This is a genomic window from Streptomyces sp. NPDC031064 (genome assembly GCF_055570965.1).
In genome coordinates, this window is record NZ_JBVIGF010000001.1 from 329,777 (window position 1) to 344,658 (window position 14,882).

The following is a 14,882-nucleotide window of genomic DNA, read 5'->3' on the forward strand; positions in this document are numbered from 1 at the left end:
CCGGTGCCGGGGGCTCGCCGCGCGACGCCGTCGGCATTACCTCGAAGCAGTGATCTTGTTCCGTGCGGGGTTTACCCGGGCAACCGGTGTAACCGGGGCGGCGTACGGCGACGCTTCGGGGACACCGGGGTGACGCACCCGTCACGCCCGTGTTGGCACACTGCGCCGGAGTGTCCCTGGAGCACCGGGCTCCTGCTCACCACCGACGTGCTGTGGGAGGGATTCCGTTCGATGCCAGCGCCGAAGGCTTTCGCGGTGCGGCCGACGGCGTCGACGGCGGCGAACGCGCCGGCGAAGCAGCGGCCGGAGACGACCGGTTCCGCCCGGCCCCCGGTAGGCACCTCCAACGCGGCGGTGAAGAACGCCCTGGCGGGCCGCGGCGCACCGGTGACGGCTCCGCCCTTCCCCGGGCGGCCGACGCCCGCCGCCCAGGACATGGTCGGCAACGGCGCGGTCGCGGCGGCCGGCCGCGGCGAGGCGGGGGCCGCCGCGGCGGCCCGGGGCAGGGAGACGGAGGCCCCGGCGGCTTCCGGCGGCGGGCAGCAGGCGAAGGCCCGGCCGGGCCCCGGGGCGGATCCGAAGTTCGCGGCGCTGAAGAAGGACGTGCGGCACAAGAAGCGGGCGCTGGCCGCCTCGCACCCGCCGCCGCGTGCCGAGGCGGTGGCAGCGCAGGACGCCGCGCTGCCGCCCAAGGACGACGAGGTGGCGCAGGGCAAGACCGCCAACGCCGAGAAGATGAACGAGGCCAAGCCGAAGGAGTTCGACAAGGACGCCTTCATCAGGGCGGTCGAGAAGGCGATCGCGGACAAGGCCCCGAAGAACCTCGACGAGGCGGACAAGTTCTCCGGCTCCGGGAAGGCGGACGAGGTCCGGGCGGAGGTGCACGGCAGGGTCGGCGAGGGCAAGTCGGACTCGGCCGAGCAGATCGCCACGACGACCGCCGCCCCGCCGGACACGTCGGCGGCCGTGCCCAAGAAGGTCGTGCCGATGAGCGCGGACCGGCCCCCGGGTGCTCCGGGCGCGCCGAACCCCGCGCAGGCCGTGCCGGACAGGCTGCCGCCGTCGGCCACCGACATGTCGGCGGGCCCCGCCGACGTCGACCGCCGGATGGCGGACGCCCAGGTCACCGAGGGCCAGTTGCGCAAGTCCAACGAGCCGGCGTTCACCAAGGCGCTGGGCGAGAAGCAGGCCGCCGAGCGGCACTCCGACACCGCGCCCGGGCGGCTGCGCAAGCACGAGGCGGCCGAGCTGCGCGCCTCCACCGCGCAGGCGAAGCGGCTCGGCACCGCCGCCATGGCCGCGATGGGCGCCGATCGGGTGCGCACCGGGCAGCGGGTCGACACGGGCAAGAAGGGCGCGAAGAGCCGCGACGAGGAGAAGCGGGCCCAGGTCACGGCGGTCCTGCAGGGTGTCTTCGACACGATGAAGAAGGACGTCGAGGCGATCCTGGAGGGTCTGGACAAGCTCGTCGACGACCAGTTCAGCCGGGGCGAGAAGGCGGCCCGGGAGGCGTTCACCGCCGAGCACCGGCGGAAGATGGACGAGTACAAGGACCGCCGCTACTCGGGTGCCACGGGCAAACTGCGCTGGGTGCGGGACCTGTTCGCGGGGCTGCCTGCCGAGGCCGACAAGATCTTCGAGGAGGCCCGGGACAACTACGTGCGCCGGATGCGGCAGGTGATCTCCGAGGTCGCCGACACCATCGGCGCGGAGCTGAACCGGGCCAAACGGCGCATCGCCCAGGGCCGGGCCGAGCTGCGGGAGGCGGTGCGCAAGCTCCCGGCCGACCTGCGGGCCATCGGACAGCAGGCGGCGGCGGAGTTCAGCGACAAGTTCGACGAGCTCACCCAGGCCGTGGACGACAAGGGCACCCAGCTCGTCGACACGCTGGCGACCAAGTACACCGAGGCGCTCAAGGCCGTCGACGACGAGATCGCGGCGGAGAAGGAGAAGAACAAGGGGCTGGTGGCCAAGGCCGTGGACGCGGTCAAGGCCGTGATCAACACGATCCTGGAGCTGAAGCGGCTGCTGCTGGCGGTCCTGGCCAAGGCCGCTCAGGCGGTCATGCTGATCCTCAAGGACCCGATCGGCTTCCTGCGCAACCTGGTCTCCGCCGTCGGCGCCGGTCTGCGGCGGTTCCTCCAGAACATCGGCCGCCACCTCCAGCAGGGCATCATGTCGTGGCTGCTGGGCAGGACGGCCGAGGCGGGCATCGAGATGCCGGCCAAGTTCGACACCCAGGGCGTGGTGAAGATGCTCGCCGGCATCCTGGGACTGACGTGGCCGAACATCCGCGCCCGGATCACCCGCAAGGTCCCCGAACCGGCGGTCGCGGCGGCCGAGACGGGCGTCCCCCTCCTCGCCGACGTGCGCAGACGGGGCGTGGCGGCGATGTGGGAGGACCTGAGGACACGCGTCGGCGACCTGAAGAAGAAACTGCTCGACGACGTCATCGCCTATGTCACTCCGACGATCGTGGTCGCCGGCATCATGTGGGTGATCTCGCTGCTCAACCCGGCGTCCGCGTTCGTCCGGGCCGTAAAGCTGATCATCGACTTCATCCGGTTCATCGTCACCCAGGCCCGCCAGATCTTCGACTTCGTCAACGCGGTGCTCGACGCGGTCATCGCCATCGCCCGGGGCGGCAGCGGCGGCGTACCGGCCCTGATCGAACGCGCCCTGGCCCGCTCGATCCCCGTCCTGCTGGGCGTCCTGGCGGCCATCCTGGGCGTGGGCGGCATCGCCGGACGGGTCCGGCAGATCGTCCAGCGGCTGTCGGCCCCGGTCAACAGGGCGGTGGACTGGGTCATCGACAAGATCGTGGGGCTGGTCAGGAAGCTGTGGGCCAAGCTCAGGTCGAAGTCCGACAAGAAGAAGCCCAAGCCCAAGCACCGGCCGGACCGGAAGCGGCCGGGCAGGCCGCGCCGGCGGAAGCGCCCGGACCAGCGGCGGCGTCCGGACCGGCGGAAGCCGCAGCGGAGGCGAAGCCCGGACAAGAAGCGTCCCGACAAGCGGTCCAAGAGGGACATGCTGCGAGCCCTCGACGCCGCCGTACGCGACGCGACACGTCTGCTGAACGCCGAGTCGGCGACGGAGGAGAGCATCCGGCGAGGGCTTCCGGCCATCAAAGCGCGGCATCGCCTCTCTCGCATCGAACTCGGAAAAACGGCTCAGAATACCTACTTCATCACGGTCTCCATCAACCCCGCGAAAAAGACACCGCTCAAGACGCTCTTCCCTTACAAGATCGGCGCGGCCACGGCGTCGACCGAGCTCAGCGATGTCGGCGTGTCGGTCGGCTCTCTGCACGACATCGACAACCGCATGCGGGAGACGCACGCCGTGGGCTTCGTCATCAACATGTTGGCGACGCCCAACGAGGTGACGGGAAAGCCGAGGATGGCCGCACGCTTCATCGAAGAGGCATGGACCGGCTCCCCCGAGAGGGAGGTGGCCTGGGCCAGGACGGCCGTCATCATCGGCGTCAACTCCGCCGAACGCCTGGACCCGACGCAGTCGAAGAGCGGCGCCCCCGCTATCTCCGAGGCGCTGGGGGCCATCCAGCGCCCGGACAAGCTGCGCATGATCGCGTTCGGCTTCGTCTGGACTCCGCAATGGTTCGACATCAACACCAAGAAGACCGCTCCGTTCAGCACGGTGAAAAACGCATACGACAGCTTGGACAACGCATACAAGACAGCCGCACGTGCCGAGGAGGCGAAGGGCATCGGCAGCAAGCGGGCCAAGGCGGTGCCGTACGGGCTCCTGCGCGGACACGTATTCACGTCCTCGCACACCAAGCAGGCGGTCACCGTCCTCAGCAAGGTCAACCGGCAGGTACAGGTCCTGAGTCAGGACCCCGACGGCGGCGTCCGCGCCCCCAAGGGCCGTGGCGTACTGGCCGCATACGACCAGATCCTCCGCACCATCGCCGGCGATCCGGTCCTGATCGTCGGTGGCTATGACTTCGAGGAGCTCAAGTGGCAGGAGGGCGCCCCGGAGCGGGTGGTCCAACTGACGCAGCTCGCCAACGCGATCGACCGGGCGGTCCGGGTGGTCGTCGCCCGGCGCATCCCGGAGATGACGTACCCGACCGAGCCCAACCTGCTGGTCAAGGTCTGGGACGAGAGTCGCCAGAATGGTGTTTTCCAGGTGATGCAGAATCGGGCCGACGAGGCGGCCAAGGACGCGCTTCCCTTTGGATTCGGCGAAGCGGAAGGTCGTAGTTTCCGCAAGTGGCTTCTGCGTCTCTACGGCAGCGCCTTCTCCATCGTCTCCGACCAAAACGCCTCCGTCAGCACCGACGCGAAGCTGAACGACCCTGCTCGCAAACTCGCCGTGCGTGGGCCGAGCGCGCGCAGCAAACGCCACATGGCGTACGCGATCATGCTGCAATCGCAGTCGATGGCGAACGCGCAAGTGCTGGCCCACGAACTCTTCATGGCGAACCAGGGGTTGGGGCTCCCGGCCAAGAACTTCGTACGGGCGGAGGTCTTCTCGCATGTGGAGGCCGTCGTCAAGATGATGGTCGACAACCCTGACCTGACAGTGGACGACCCGAAGGTCCAGAAACGCCTCGAGGCCATGAAAACCTCGGTCGAGGACTACCTCGGGAAGAAGGTCCCGCCGGAGGAAGTCCGAAAACCCGGGGAGCAAAGACTGCACGACATCCTGGTCAGGGCGGAAGCCATGACGCGCGAGATCATCACCGCGTTGACGGCAGAGGAACTCAAGGGCGTCTGGCGGAAGCTGTCCCTCCTGCTGAAGGAGGCCAAGGCCGAGGCCGAGGCCGAGCGAAAAAACGCGGAAGCAGCCAAGAACACGAAAGCAGGGAAGAAGTAAGTGGACGAGTCCGCACTCCGGCATCTGCGGGCGGAGGCGAGTCGCGCAGACTACTCCTCGATGGCCCGTCTGGCGCAGGCCCTGTACGCGAACGGCCGGTCCGTACCGGAGGTCATGCGCGAGTGCTACGGGGTCGACCTGCCGACGGAGTTCCTGGTGCTCGCCGAGGCCGATCTATGGCGTCTCGACCTTCTGTTCGTGTGCACTCATCAGCCCTGGTGGCTGGCCGTCCCGCCGGTCCGGGGCGGCCCGGTGGCCGCCCCGGACACGTCCACCGATACGGAGCGAAAGCTCTTCGCGCTCGACCCCGATCTCTTGCCCCTCGGCTACACGCTCGGCACGAACAGCCCACCCTGGGAGAACAGGGAGGTGCTCTGTTATCGGCTGTCCGAGCTGGCCGCAGGCCGGCCGACCGTCTTCAGGCTGCGGGTGAAGACCACTCGTCGCGACAAGGTGAAGCGGCGGGGTGACTCCCTGATGACCGTGCTGGAGGAACTGCACGTGGAGGAACTTCGCGAGACGGAGCGTCAGATGCGCGACTGGGATGTCGGCGCTCAGGAGGAGCTTGTGGGGGCGGCACGGGAATTGGTCGAGCAGGTCGAGGACCTGCGGCGCAAGGTCGCGGCGCGCGAGCGCGGTGAGCGCGGCCCGGCCCTGTGAAAGCGACCCGCGGCCGGCTGTGGGTCACCGACTCGGCGCGTCCTCGGGACGCGACTTCCCCGGCATGATGTTCGCCGGTACGGCCGGCGTCGCCTGTGCGGCCGCTTTGGTCATGGCTGCGTTGCCGAGCTGGTCCTGTGCAGCAGTCGGCGCTGTCCTGACCAGCGGATGCATGCCGTGGGCCATCGTCGCGTTGCTCACCGGCACCCGCACCGCAGTGGGAGCCGGCATCTGGCGGGTGACCGTCGCAGTGTCCTGGGCGCGGGCCGGGGGGACCGGGGCCACGAGGAGGTGCAACGAGAGCGGGCGTTCGGTGGGCAGCATCGGCTTCACCCCTCCGGTGCGGCGTCGAGCAGATGGGCGTGGGGACCGAGTTCGGACGGGCGCAGCAGGCGGGCCTCGCGCTGGAACTGGCGGGCCACTCCGCGTACGACGTGGCGCATGGTGATCGCGTCGCCGCCGTCGTCCGCCGCGGCCAGGGCGGCGGTGCGGGCCGCCGCGGTGATGCCGGCGCCGGTCATGTCGAGGCGGGCCAGCGCGTCCAGGTCGACGTCGGGGGCGAGCGGGGCCTCCTGGGGGAACGCGAGCCGCCACAGCCTTCGTCGCTCGGCCGCGCCGGGGCGGGGAAAGTGGACCACGAAGTGGAAGCGCCGGGTGAACGCCGGGTCGATGTTGTCCTTCAGGTTGCTGGTGAGGATCACCAGGCCGTCGCTCGCCTCCAGGCGCTGGAGCAGGTAGCCGACCTCCATGTTGGCGTAGCGGTCGGTGCCGTGCTTGACGTCGCCTCGCTTGCCGAACAGGGCGTCGGCCTCGTCGAAGAGCAGCACCGCGTGGCTCTCCTCGGCCTGCCGGAACGCGGTCTCCATGTTCTTCTCCGTCTCCCCCACCCACTTGGAGACGACCTGGGCGAGATCCACCTTGAGCAGTTCCAGGCCGAGCATGCCGGTGACGATCTCGGCGGACATGGTCTTGCCGGTGCCCGGCTCGCCGGTGAAGAGCGCCTTGACCCCGCCGTGCGCCGAGCGGCGGGCGAAGCCCCACGTCTCGGAGATCCGGGGCCAGGCGCGGAACGCCGAGGCGATCTCCAGGATCTGTTTGAACTGGACGTCGGGCAGGACGAGGTCGTCCACGGTGCGCCGGGGCGCGATCGAGCGCACGGCGCTGCCGCTGCGGCCCCGGGTGACGGTGGCGATGGCGGGTTCGACGTGGTCGGCGACCGGTTGGGGGCGGCCGTTGCCCGCCAGGCGCGCCCCGGCGTCCGCGACCGACGCCACGGCGCGCAGCTCCCCGCCGCTCATCCGGTACCGCACGGCGAGGTCCTCCAGGAGGGGGCCGTTCAGGTCCGGTAACGCCGCCGACCACATGGCCCGCCGATCGGTGAACCCCGGCGACGGAACAGTGAGTTCGGCGTACGCGCGTGCGGCGAGCAGGGCCGCCGGGCGCCAGGGCCGCAGCCCGGTCAGGCACACCGGCACGCGGGAGCGCAGCAGCGCTGCGGAGAGGGTGTCGTGTTCCCGCCGCGGTTCGCCGTGCAGGTCGTCGGTGGGGATCCACAGCACCGCGCCCAGCGCGGCGGCCGTACGCAGATCGGCCTCGGGGTCACCGGTCAGCGTCCGCAGCGGCGCTCCGGCGGCCCGGGCCAGGGCCTGTACGGCGTCGAGCTGGCCGTCGGGCGGGCAGCCCCACAGCCCGGCCAGGTCGATACCGCCCGTGCCCAGCGCCCGGCCGAGCCGGGTGAGCCGGTCCGAGGACAGGTGCGGGGCGAGGAGGCGCGGGTCCGGCGGTGCGACCTCGCCGGGGTCGTGGCCGAGCAGGCCGACGTCGGTGCCCCAGCCGAGCAGGAAGTCCAGCACGCCGGGGCCCAGAACGAGTTCCTGCGCGAGCTCGACCGCGGCTTCGCCGTAGGGCCGCAGCAGGCCGTACCGGCGCAGCGGCCCGGCCGGTCCGAGCGCACGGCGCAGCACGAGGCGGGCCGCCGCGCTGCCGTCCCGGTCCCCGTCCGGGTCTTCCGCGCCCGGCCCGCTCCCGGCGGGGTCCTCCGCGTACCCGACCCCTTCGCCGCCGTCCCGGTCCGCCGCCCTCCCGGGCCCGGCGGGGTCCTCCGCGTACCCGACCCCTTCGCCGCCGTCCCGGTCCGCGGCGCTCAGCGCACCGACCGTGACCAGCAGTTCCACGTTCGGCAGCCGCCGGTTCAGGTTGTCCACGATGTACGCGTAGATCCGCTCGTAGCCCCGGTCCAGTTCGGGCGCGGCCACCAGCAGTAGCGCGTCCTGCTCGGCGCGGGTGAGGCCGAACCGGGTGGCGAGCGCGTCGAGCGGGAGGGCCGTGCCGCGGGCCGACGTGCGCCGCCTCAGCTCCCGTTCGGCTTCCGGTTCGGGGCGCCGGGGTGCGTGTGGCGCGGCCATCGCGTCGGTGAAGGCGTGGACCTCGCCGAGCAGCACGTCGACCTGTTCGTCGGTCACGCAGTACGGCGTGAGGTCCGGCCGGGTGAGCCGGGCCGCGAGGCGCGCCTGGCGCTCCACGGCGGCGTGCAGCGCCCGGTGGAGGTCCGCGAGGCGGATCCGCAGGTGTTCCAGCGCCGGTTCCCCCATGTGGGTCACCCTCCCGAGAAGGTCAGGGCCCGCCCGCCCAGCCAGGGCACGTCCGGGACGTCGGCGAGCAGCCCGCCCCGCAGCAGGTCGGCGTGGCGCCGTCCCATCGGGACGCGTACCCGGACGGCGGCGGGCTCGAACCGGACGGTGGCCTCCAGGTCGGCGAAGCGGTGCAGGGCGGACAGCGGGTCCGGGGTCTCGCGCTCCCGCCAGAGCGTCCAGGCGATCGTGGACAGGCTCAGGGCGGCGGCCAGGGTGACGGTGCGCTCCAGTCCGCCGTCCGGTGCGAGCGGTGCCGCCCGGCGCTCGGTGACCAGGGCGGTGACGAGGTCCGCCAACCGGTCGGCGTGGCCGGGCAGTTCGGCGGCGAGGCGCGGGTCGGCGAGCTGCCGCGTGGCGCCGGTCCACAGCGGCGTGCGCCAGGGCAGCCGTGTGACGGGATCACCGCGCAGGGGGCGTACGCCGGTCACGAAAGGCACGCCGGCCGCGTCCAGTTCGCGCAGCGTGCCGGGGGGCAGGGGGCCGTCGCAGACCAGTACGGGTGGCCGCCCGCTGGTCTGCCAGTGCGGCAGCAGCGCCGCGAGGTCCGCCGTCCAGGCGATGGGGAACATGCCCTGGGCGTCGACGAGCAGGAGCCCGCCATCGGCGCCGGTGAGCAGGAGCGGGTCGGCGGGGTCGTGGCCGCGGCACACCGCGAGCGCGAGGACCCCGTCGAGCACCGGGAGCGCGGGGCGGGCGAGGCGGGCGAACGCGGTCAGCCCCTCCTCGGGGACGGGCGGTTCCAGCCCGGCGAAGGCGGCGGCCGCCTCGGCGTCCCGTGCGTCGCGCCGCCAGCCGCGCGCGGTCACGCCCAGGGCCTTGTACGCCAGGGCGGCCGCGAACATCGGCGCGTCCTCGGTCAGTTCGGCGCCGGCCAGGGCGGGGCCGATCGCGTCGAGGTATCCGATGCGGGCCAGCGGGCCGGCGAGCAGGAACGGCAGCACGGACCACACGCGTACCTCGGGGGTGGCGGCGCGCACCGCGACGGGCCCGCCCGCCGCCGGAGGCGGCTCCTCGGCGGCGCCGTGCCCGCCCGCCAGGGACCGGGCGAGCCGCGCCACCTCGTCGTGGTCCGCCGACGTCACGTACGCGGCGAGGAGCCGGGGCAGGGCCTCGGGGCCGGCGCCCGTGGCCTCGGCGCGGAGGGGCTCCGGCAGCAGCCCGGCCAGGCGGCCGGGGGTGGCGCGCCGGGCGAGCTCCGTGAGCAGGCGGGCGGCGGCCGCGTCGCCGTCGCCGTTGCCGTCGCCGAGCAGGGCGTCCACGTACATCCGGAGCGACTCCTCGGGCAACAGCGCGAGCAGCGCGTCCAGTTCTCCCCGCTCGGCGAGTTCGCCGAAGAGCGCGGCGGCCATGGGCTCGGGCCGTGGAACGGCCGGTGCGGCGAAGGATTCCTCGAACGACACGGCGCCGGCAGGTTCCTCGGCCGGGACCTCCACCATGGAGACCGGTGGGACGTGGACCTCGGCGGTCGTGCGGGGGCGGCCGGGCCATCCGGGTCCGCCCGGCCGGACGGTGACGATCACCGGTTCGGTGATCTCCACGTCCGGGCCGTCGCCGGTGAGCTGCTGCGCGAAGTGGTCCGCCAGCAGCTCCGGAAGGGTGTCGACCACGTTGCGCACCAGAGCGCGCGGATCGGGTCCCCAGCTCCACCCACCGCTCCGGACCACCATCACGGAGCATCGGTGCACCGTGATCTCGCCGTCGTCCCCGGCGGTCCGTGCGGTGGGCGCGGTCATGCCACCCCCTCCTTCTCCAGGCGGCCCGCCCAGCCGGCCACGAGCACCAGCACGCCGTGCGTGCCGCCCGGGGCGAGGGTCAGGGGCAGTTTCACCCGGGTCTGCTGGGCGGGTACCGCCCCGGCGAGCACATGGGTGTCCTGGTCGTCGGAGACCAGGGCGACCACCTTGGCGGGCCGGGCCACCGGGACGCCCACGGTGACGGTGAGCCCGTCGGCCGCCAGCGCGATGCCGCCGGGGTCGGTCCAGGCGGGCAGGCGCTGCAGCGTGGGTTTGGGCTTGCCGTCGGCGGTCAGCTCGACGCCGAAGGCCAGCGGGTCGGTGAGGGCGGCCGGTTCGTCGTCCACGGCCGCCACGGCGAGTTCCCTGGCGTTCAGCGGCAGGGTGGCGGTGCGGCCGCCGCCGAGGGAGACGCGCAGCGGCAGCTCGCGCCCGACGAGCGCGGCCACATCGGGCAGGGCGCCGGTGCCGGTGTCGCCACCGGTGCCGGTCAGGGCCAGGGCGCCCACGACGTGGCCGGTGTCGGCCGCGTACACCACGGTGAGAGCCATCGTCAGCCACCCCCGTTCGTCGCCGCGACCGTCGCCAGGACGAGGAAGTCGACGGCCCCGGGCCGTTCGACGACCGTGGGCGGGATGGCCAGCGGGTCGTACAGACGTGTCCGGCACCGGACCCTGCGGTCGTCGTCCACGGCGGCCTCCACCGTGCTGACCAGGGTGGTGTCCGTGGTGGTCGGCGGGGTGCGCGGGGTCAGCCGCACATGGATCACGACCCGGCCGTCGGCGACCTGTTGCGGGGTGACGCCGGCGGGCAGCGGCAGCAGCATCCCGTCGGTGGCGGTACCGGACGCCACCAGGGTGCTGCCGGCCGGCATCCCGCCGCTGAAGCTGCCCTCGACGGTGAGGTTGCCGTTGGCCGCGACGGTCATCAGCGGGGCGACCTTGCCGCTGCCCTGGTACAGGCCGAATACCAGGCTGGGCTGGTCGCCGCCGGACAGCACGAGCGCGGGCTCCCCCTCCTGGACCGCCGGGGCGGTCCGCAGCGTCAGGGAGCCGGAGCGGGCCGCGACGGTGTCCGCGCGTACCCCGGCGAAGCGCACCGCCACTCCGCGCGCCTCGGTCTCCACGCCGCTGAAGTGGCCGTCCGTCCAGCGGACGTAGCCGAGCAGGACGAGCCAGCGGACGGGCGGGGTGGCCGGCGGGGCGCCGGGCGCGGGCGGGCGCTGTTCCTCGACCAGCCGCTCGTCGCCGAGGCGGCCGAAGAGGATCTGGTACGACTCCTCCACCCGCGTCCTGGTGGCGCCGCCGCTGCACGAGACGGGCCCGGGGGCCCTGGCCGGTTCCCGGTCGGCCGCGGTGAGGAAGACCGGGTAGGGCTCGTCCGTCGGCTGGTCCGCGCCGTTGACCTCCTCGAAGTCGCTCTCGCGCAGCACGACCGGTTCGGTGACGACCACCTCGCGGCCGGTGCCGTCGACGGCGATCCCCGGCGCCACGCCCACTTCGACGTGCCGGGCGTTGGTCAGCGGGTCGGTACGGGACTGGGTGACGAGGCCGAGCCCTTCGGCGATGCCCCAGTCGTGCAGGTGCCGCGCGTGCCGGACGGCCAGGCCGCGCGCGTACTCCACCGTGGCCGACAGGTCGGCGGCGGCCAGCACCTGCCCCTCGTGGAAGGTGGGGCGCAGCGGGCCGGTCATTCCGTGCCCCCGGGCTTCTGGTTACGGGGGGAACGGGTGCGCCTGGCCGGCGGCTTGGCGGGCTCGCCCTGGTCCGGCGGCTCATCCGGCGCCTCCTCGGAGGTGCCGGCCGCTCCTGGTTCCTGCCCTCGGTCCGGTGCCTCGACCCGCTCCCGGAGCCGGACCACTTCCGTCCGCGCGTTGCCGAGTTGGGTGCGCAGGCCCTCCAGCGCGGAGGTCAGGTCGGCGACCTGGGTGCGCAGCACGGCCAGCTCGTGCATGCTGTCGGTCACTTCGCTGGGGGTCGTGTAGACCTGCTCGTGCAGCGCCTTGGGCGGGGTCTCGCCGGGTGCGGGGGTGAGCAGCAGGGAGAGCGTCTCCTCCAGGTCGCCCGTGCGCGGCCAGTCGCCGAGCAGCCCTTCGACGTACGGCCGTACCACGTCGCCCTCCGGCGGGAGCGCCGGCTTCGGGTGCTCGGGCACAGGCCGGCAGCACAGCCGCTCGGCCAGTTCCCGCAGCCGGTACAGCTTGGGCAGCCACTCGCCGTACGCCGACCCGCCCGGCAGTACCTGTTCCCGGGTGGCCGAGCAGACCCGTACGACGTCGCAGCCGTCCAGCTCCACGTGCGCGAGCAGGACGTCGGTGTCCGTGCAGTCCCCGCAGGGCGGGTTGAGGGTGGCGCACGCGGCGTCGGTCAGGAAGCGCCGCAGCGCGACGGTCAGCGCCGCCCCGGCTTCGGCGATCTGCTGCACCTCGGCGACGGTCGCCCGCTCCACGCTGTCCGGGGGCGGTGCGGGCAGCGGCGGCGGTACGTCGACGGCGGCGGTCCGCGTGCGCAGCCGGCAGTCGACGGCCCCGCCGTTCTGGTCCAGGCGGCACAGCAGCCACTCCCGGATCAGGCCGAGGTCCGCCCGGAACTCCACCCGCAGCGCGTGGCTCAGCGGTGTGCCCTGGGCCAGCATGCGCACTTCCAGTGGCGCGTCGGCGTCGCCCCGTTCGGGGACGACCCTGGCCCTCGTCTCGGTGACGACCGCGCGGGCGAGCGAGCGGCGCAGCGGGTCGGGCCAGGCCGCGTCCATGTCGGCGCCGCCGAGCCGGTCGCAGGCCGTGCCGAGGACGCGGCGGGCCTCCTGGACGCCGGCGAGGTCCGGGTACTCCCGCCTGAGCCGTTCCTGCCCGGCCTGGTCGTGGGTGTCGTACCGCGCCACCGAGCCGGCCAGGGCGCGGACGTGCTCGGTCATCTCGCGGGCCGCCGTGGGCGGCAGCGGGGCCTCGCCGCCCGCGTTCTCGCGCAGCCAGGCCAGCGAGGTGGCGTACCGCCCGGCGTCGGCGGCGTCGAAGCGGAACGTCCGGCCCGTGGCCGCCGCGGCCGTGGACAGCGCGTCGAGGTAGTGGCCGAGCCTCCGGTCCCGGGTGCGGGCCCGGTCGGCGCGGGCGAGGTCGCCGATGGCGGCGAGCAGGTGGGTGCCGGGGTTGTGGCGGTGGTCCTCGTCGTCGGCGCACTTCACGACGAACCGGAACCCCTCCTGGATCCGGGAGGGTACGCAGCCCGGTGTGGGGCAGGGCTCCTCGGTGGCGTACGGCGCCACGGGCTCGATCGGCAGCTCCTGGTAGCGCACGTAGAGGCCGTAGCGGCGCCCGCCCTCGTCGTCGCAGTCGTCCCCGCAGTCCACGCCGAGGCCGCTGATCCGCTGTTCCCGCACCAGGGCCCGTACGTCGACCTGTTCGGTGCAGGGCACGACGATGTCGTTCCCGGCACAGTCGAGCGCGTGCCCGGGGTGCACCGCCACGCTGCCGCCGCCGCAGGGGGCGCAGGTGACGGCGAGGCCGCAGATGACGCCCGGCCCGTACAGGGAGCGGTTGTGCAGTCTGCTCTTCGCGGTCATGTAGTCGACCAGCAGGCCGAGGTCGTCCTCGGTCAGCAGTTGGCCCGCGAAGAAGCGAGGGCGTACGAAGGCGGAGGTGCGGGTGGCGTCGCCACCGCAGCCGCATCCGCAGTCTGTTCGCATGATCAGCGCTCCTTCACGAAGAACCAGCTCTCGAAGACGTCCCCGCCCGCGCCGGTGCCGGACGTCCAGGGACCGATGCCTGACGGCGGGAGGTCGCACCCCGCGTCGCTGTACGCCGAGGTGTCGGCGTCGATGGTCGGTACGCGTCCGCCGACGTGGGTGCCGTCGACCGGGCGGCAGCAGCGGTCCAGGATGAACGCGGCCCGGACGGTGATCATGACGCGGTCGCCGTCCTGGAGCGTCTCGCGCGTGGTCTGGCGGTAGCGGAAGCTCCGGGTGAACTCGTCGCACTCGGCGTCGGGTTCGGCGAACGTGCCGCCCATGTACCAGGTGGAGGCGTTGCGGCCGCTGCCGCCCTCGATCACCTGGAGTTCCACCACTCCGGGTCGCAAGCAGTCGGTGCGCACGTCGGCGGAGAACCGGACCACCAGCCCGCCGTCCTCGTCCTGGGTGCCGAGCAGCGCCTTGGCCTCGTCGATGGTGTAGGTGTGCCCGTGGATCCAGTTGACGCCGGTGATCACCGTGGGAAGGTGGCGGCCGAAGGGGCGGCGTACGTTCATGTGGATCTGGTGCCGGCGCACCGGCTGGTGCCAGTCCACGCAGTCGATCCGCGCCAGCCACAGCACCTTGTGGTCGCACGGGGAGCAGCAGGTGTCGCAGCGCTCGTCCATGGGCGGTTCGCACCCGGTGACGCAGATCTTGTAGCACTCCTCCGTCCAGCCGTACTCGCAGTCGGAGGTGTCCGCGCAGGCGTCGTTGTAGACCGCGCGGGTGGGTTCGACGGGCCGCTCGGCGTAGCGGATGCCGACCCAGATGGTGTCGGTGTCGCGCTCGCCGGGGGGCAGTGCCTTCCACAGGTCGACCACGCAACCGCCGCGTACGACGACCTCGTTGCCGTCGCAGTCCACGGCGAGGCCGGAGGTGATCCTCACCTTGGCCTTGCGTGCGGTGTGTTCCGGTTCGGCGCCGCTCTGCCCGGGCGCAGTCGATCGCTCATCGGCCTCCGCCACCGGTTCGGCCGCCGCCGGTTCGGTCGTCGCCGCGTCCGCCGTCGCCGGTTCGGCCGTCGCCGCGTCTGCGGTCGCCGGCCCGGCCGTCGCCGGGTGTTCGCCGGGAGGGCAGTCGTCGTCCCACGGCACCGGCTCCACGAACAGGCCGCACACCACGCCGTACCCCAGCAGGCAGCGCATCCGCAGCTTCAGCTTCTCGCGGTGGTAGTCCTGTTCGCGCTGGAAGTCCCTGGCGCCGAGCATCTGCCCGTGGAAATAGCGCAGCCGGCGCAGCGGCGGCGCGTCGAACCCCGCTGACGTCGGTGTTCCTGACTCGGTCATCT

9 protein-coding genes are annotated in these 14,882 nt (G+C 72.9%); 2 read left to right on the forward strand and 7 right to left on the reverse strand.

The features are described 5' to 3' along the window. Window positions 1-231: 231 nt before the first annotated feature. Together ACZ46W_RS01385 and ACZ46W_RS01390 are read left to right on the forward strand one after the other, a co-directional pair. Window positions 232-4,842 (forward strand): phage tail protein, encoded by a 4,611-nt coding sequence (locus ACZ46W_RS01385; RefSeq protein WP_468329499.1) that lies wholly within the window; start codon window positions 232-234, stop codon window positions 4,840-4,842. Window positions 4,843-4,902: 60 nt separating this feature from the next. Then, window positions 4,903-5,502 (forward strand): hypothetical protein, encoded by a 600-nt coding sequence (locus tag ACZ46W_RS01390; protein ID WP_468329502.1) that lies wholly within the window; start codon window positions 4,903-4,905, stop codon window positions 5,500-5,502. A gap of 24 nt (window positions 5,503-5,526) precedes the next feature. Here ACZ46W_RS01390 and ACZ46W_RS01395 read toward each other — a convergent pair whose 3' ends face one another. Genes ACZ46W_RS01395 through ACZ46W_RS01425 form a run of 7 tightly spaced genes read right to left on the reverse strand, consistent with a single transcriptional unit; the run spans window position 5,527 to window position 14,880 of the window. Next, window positions 5,527-5,826: a hypothetical protein gene (locus ACZ46W_RS01395; protein WP_468329505.1), complete on the reverse strand. Its 300-nt coding sequence runs from the start codon at window positions 5,824-5,826 to the stop codon at window positions 5,527-5,529. A 5-nt stretch (window positions 5,827-5,831) separates the two neighbouring features. Next, window positions 5,832-8,093 (reverse strand): ATP-binding protein, encoded by a 2,262-nt coding sequence (locus ACZ46W_RS01400; RefSeq protein WP_468329508.1) that lies wholly within the window; start codon window positions 8,091-8,093, stop codon window positions 5,832-5,834. A gap of 5 nt (window positions 8,094-8,098) precedes the next feature. Beyond that, on the reverse strand, window positions 8,099-9,868 hold the full coding sequence (locus tag ACZ46W_RS01405; RefSeq protein ID WP_468329511.1) for a hypothetical protein: 1,770 nt from the start codon (window positions 9,866-9,868) through the stop codon (window positions 8,099-8,101). Further along, window positions 9,865-10,419, reverse strand: a complete 555-nt coding sequence (locus ACZ46W_RS01410) for a hypothetical protein (RefSeq protein WP_468329514.1) — start codon at window positions 10,417-10,419, stop codon at window positions 9,865-9,867. The genes ACZ46W_RS01405 and ACZ46W_RS01410 overlap by 4 nt, the downstream gene beginning before the upstream one ends. Before the next feature lie 2 nt (window positions 10,420-10,421). Next, window positions 10,422-11,561, reverse strand: a complete 1,140-nt coding sequence (locus tag ACZ46W_RS01415; RefSeq protein ID WP_468329517.1) for a hypothetical protein — start codon at window positions 11,559-11,561, stop codon at window positions 10,422-10,424. Further along, window positions 11,558-13,549 (reverse strand): hypothetical protein, encoded by a 1,992-nt coding sequence (locus ACZ46W_RS01420; protein ID WP_468329520.1) that lies wholly within the window; start codon window positions 13,547-13,549, stop codon window positions 11,558-11,560. Before ACZ46W_RS01420 ends, ACZ46W_RS01415 begins: the two co-directional genes overlap by 4 nt. A 2-nt stretch (window positions 13,550-13,551) precedes the next feature. Further along, on the reverse strand, window positions 13,552-14,880 hold the full coding sequence (locus ACZ46W_RS01425) for a hypothetical protein (protein ID WP_468329523.1): 1,329 nt from the start codon (window positions 14,878-14,880) through the stop codon (window positions 13,552-13,554). Window positions 14,881-14,882: the final 2 nt, after the last annotated feature.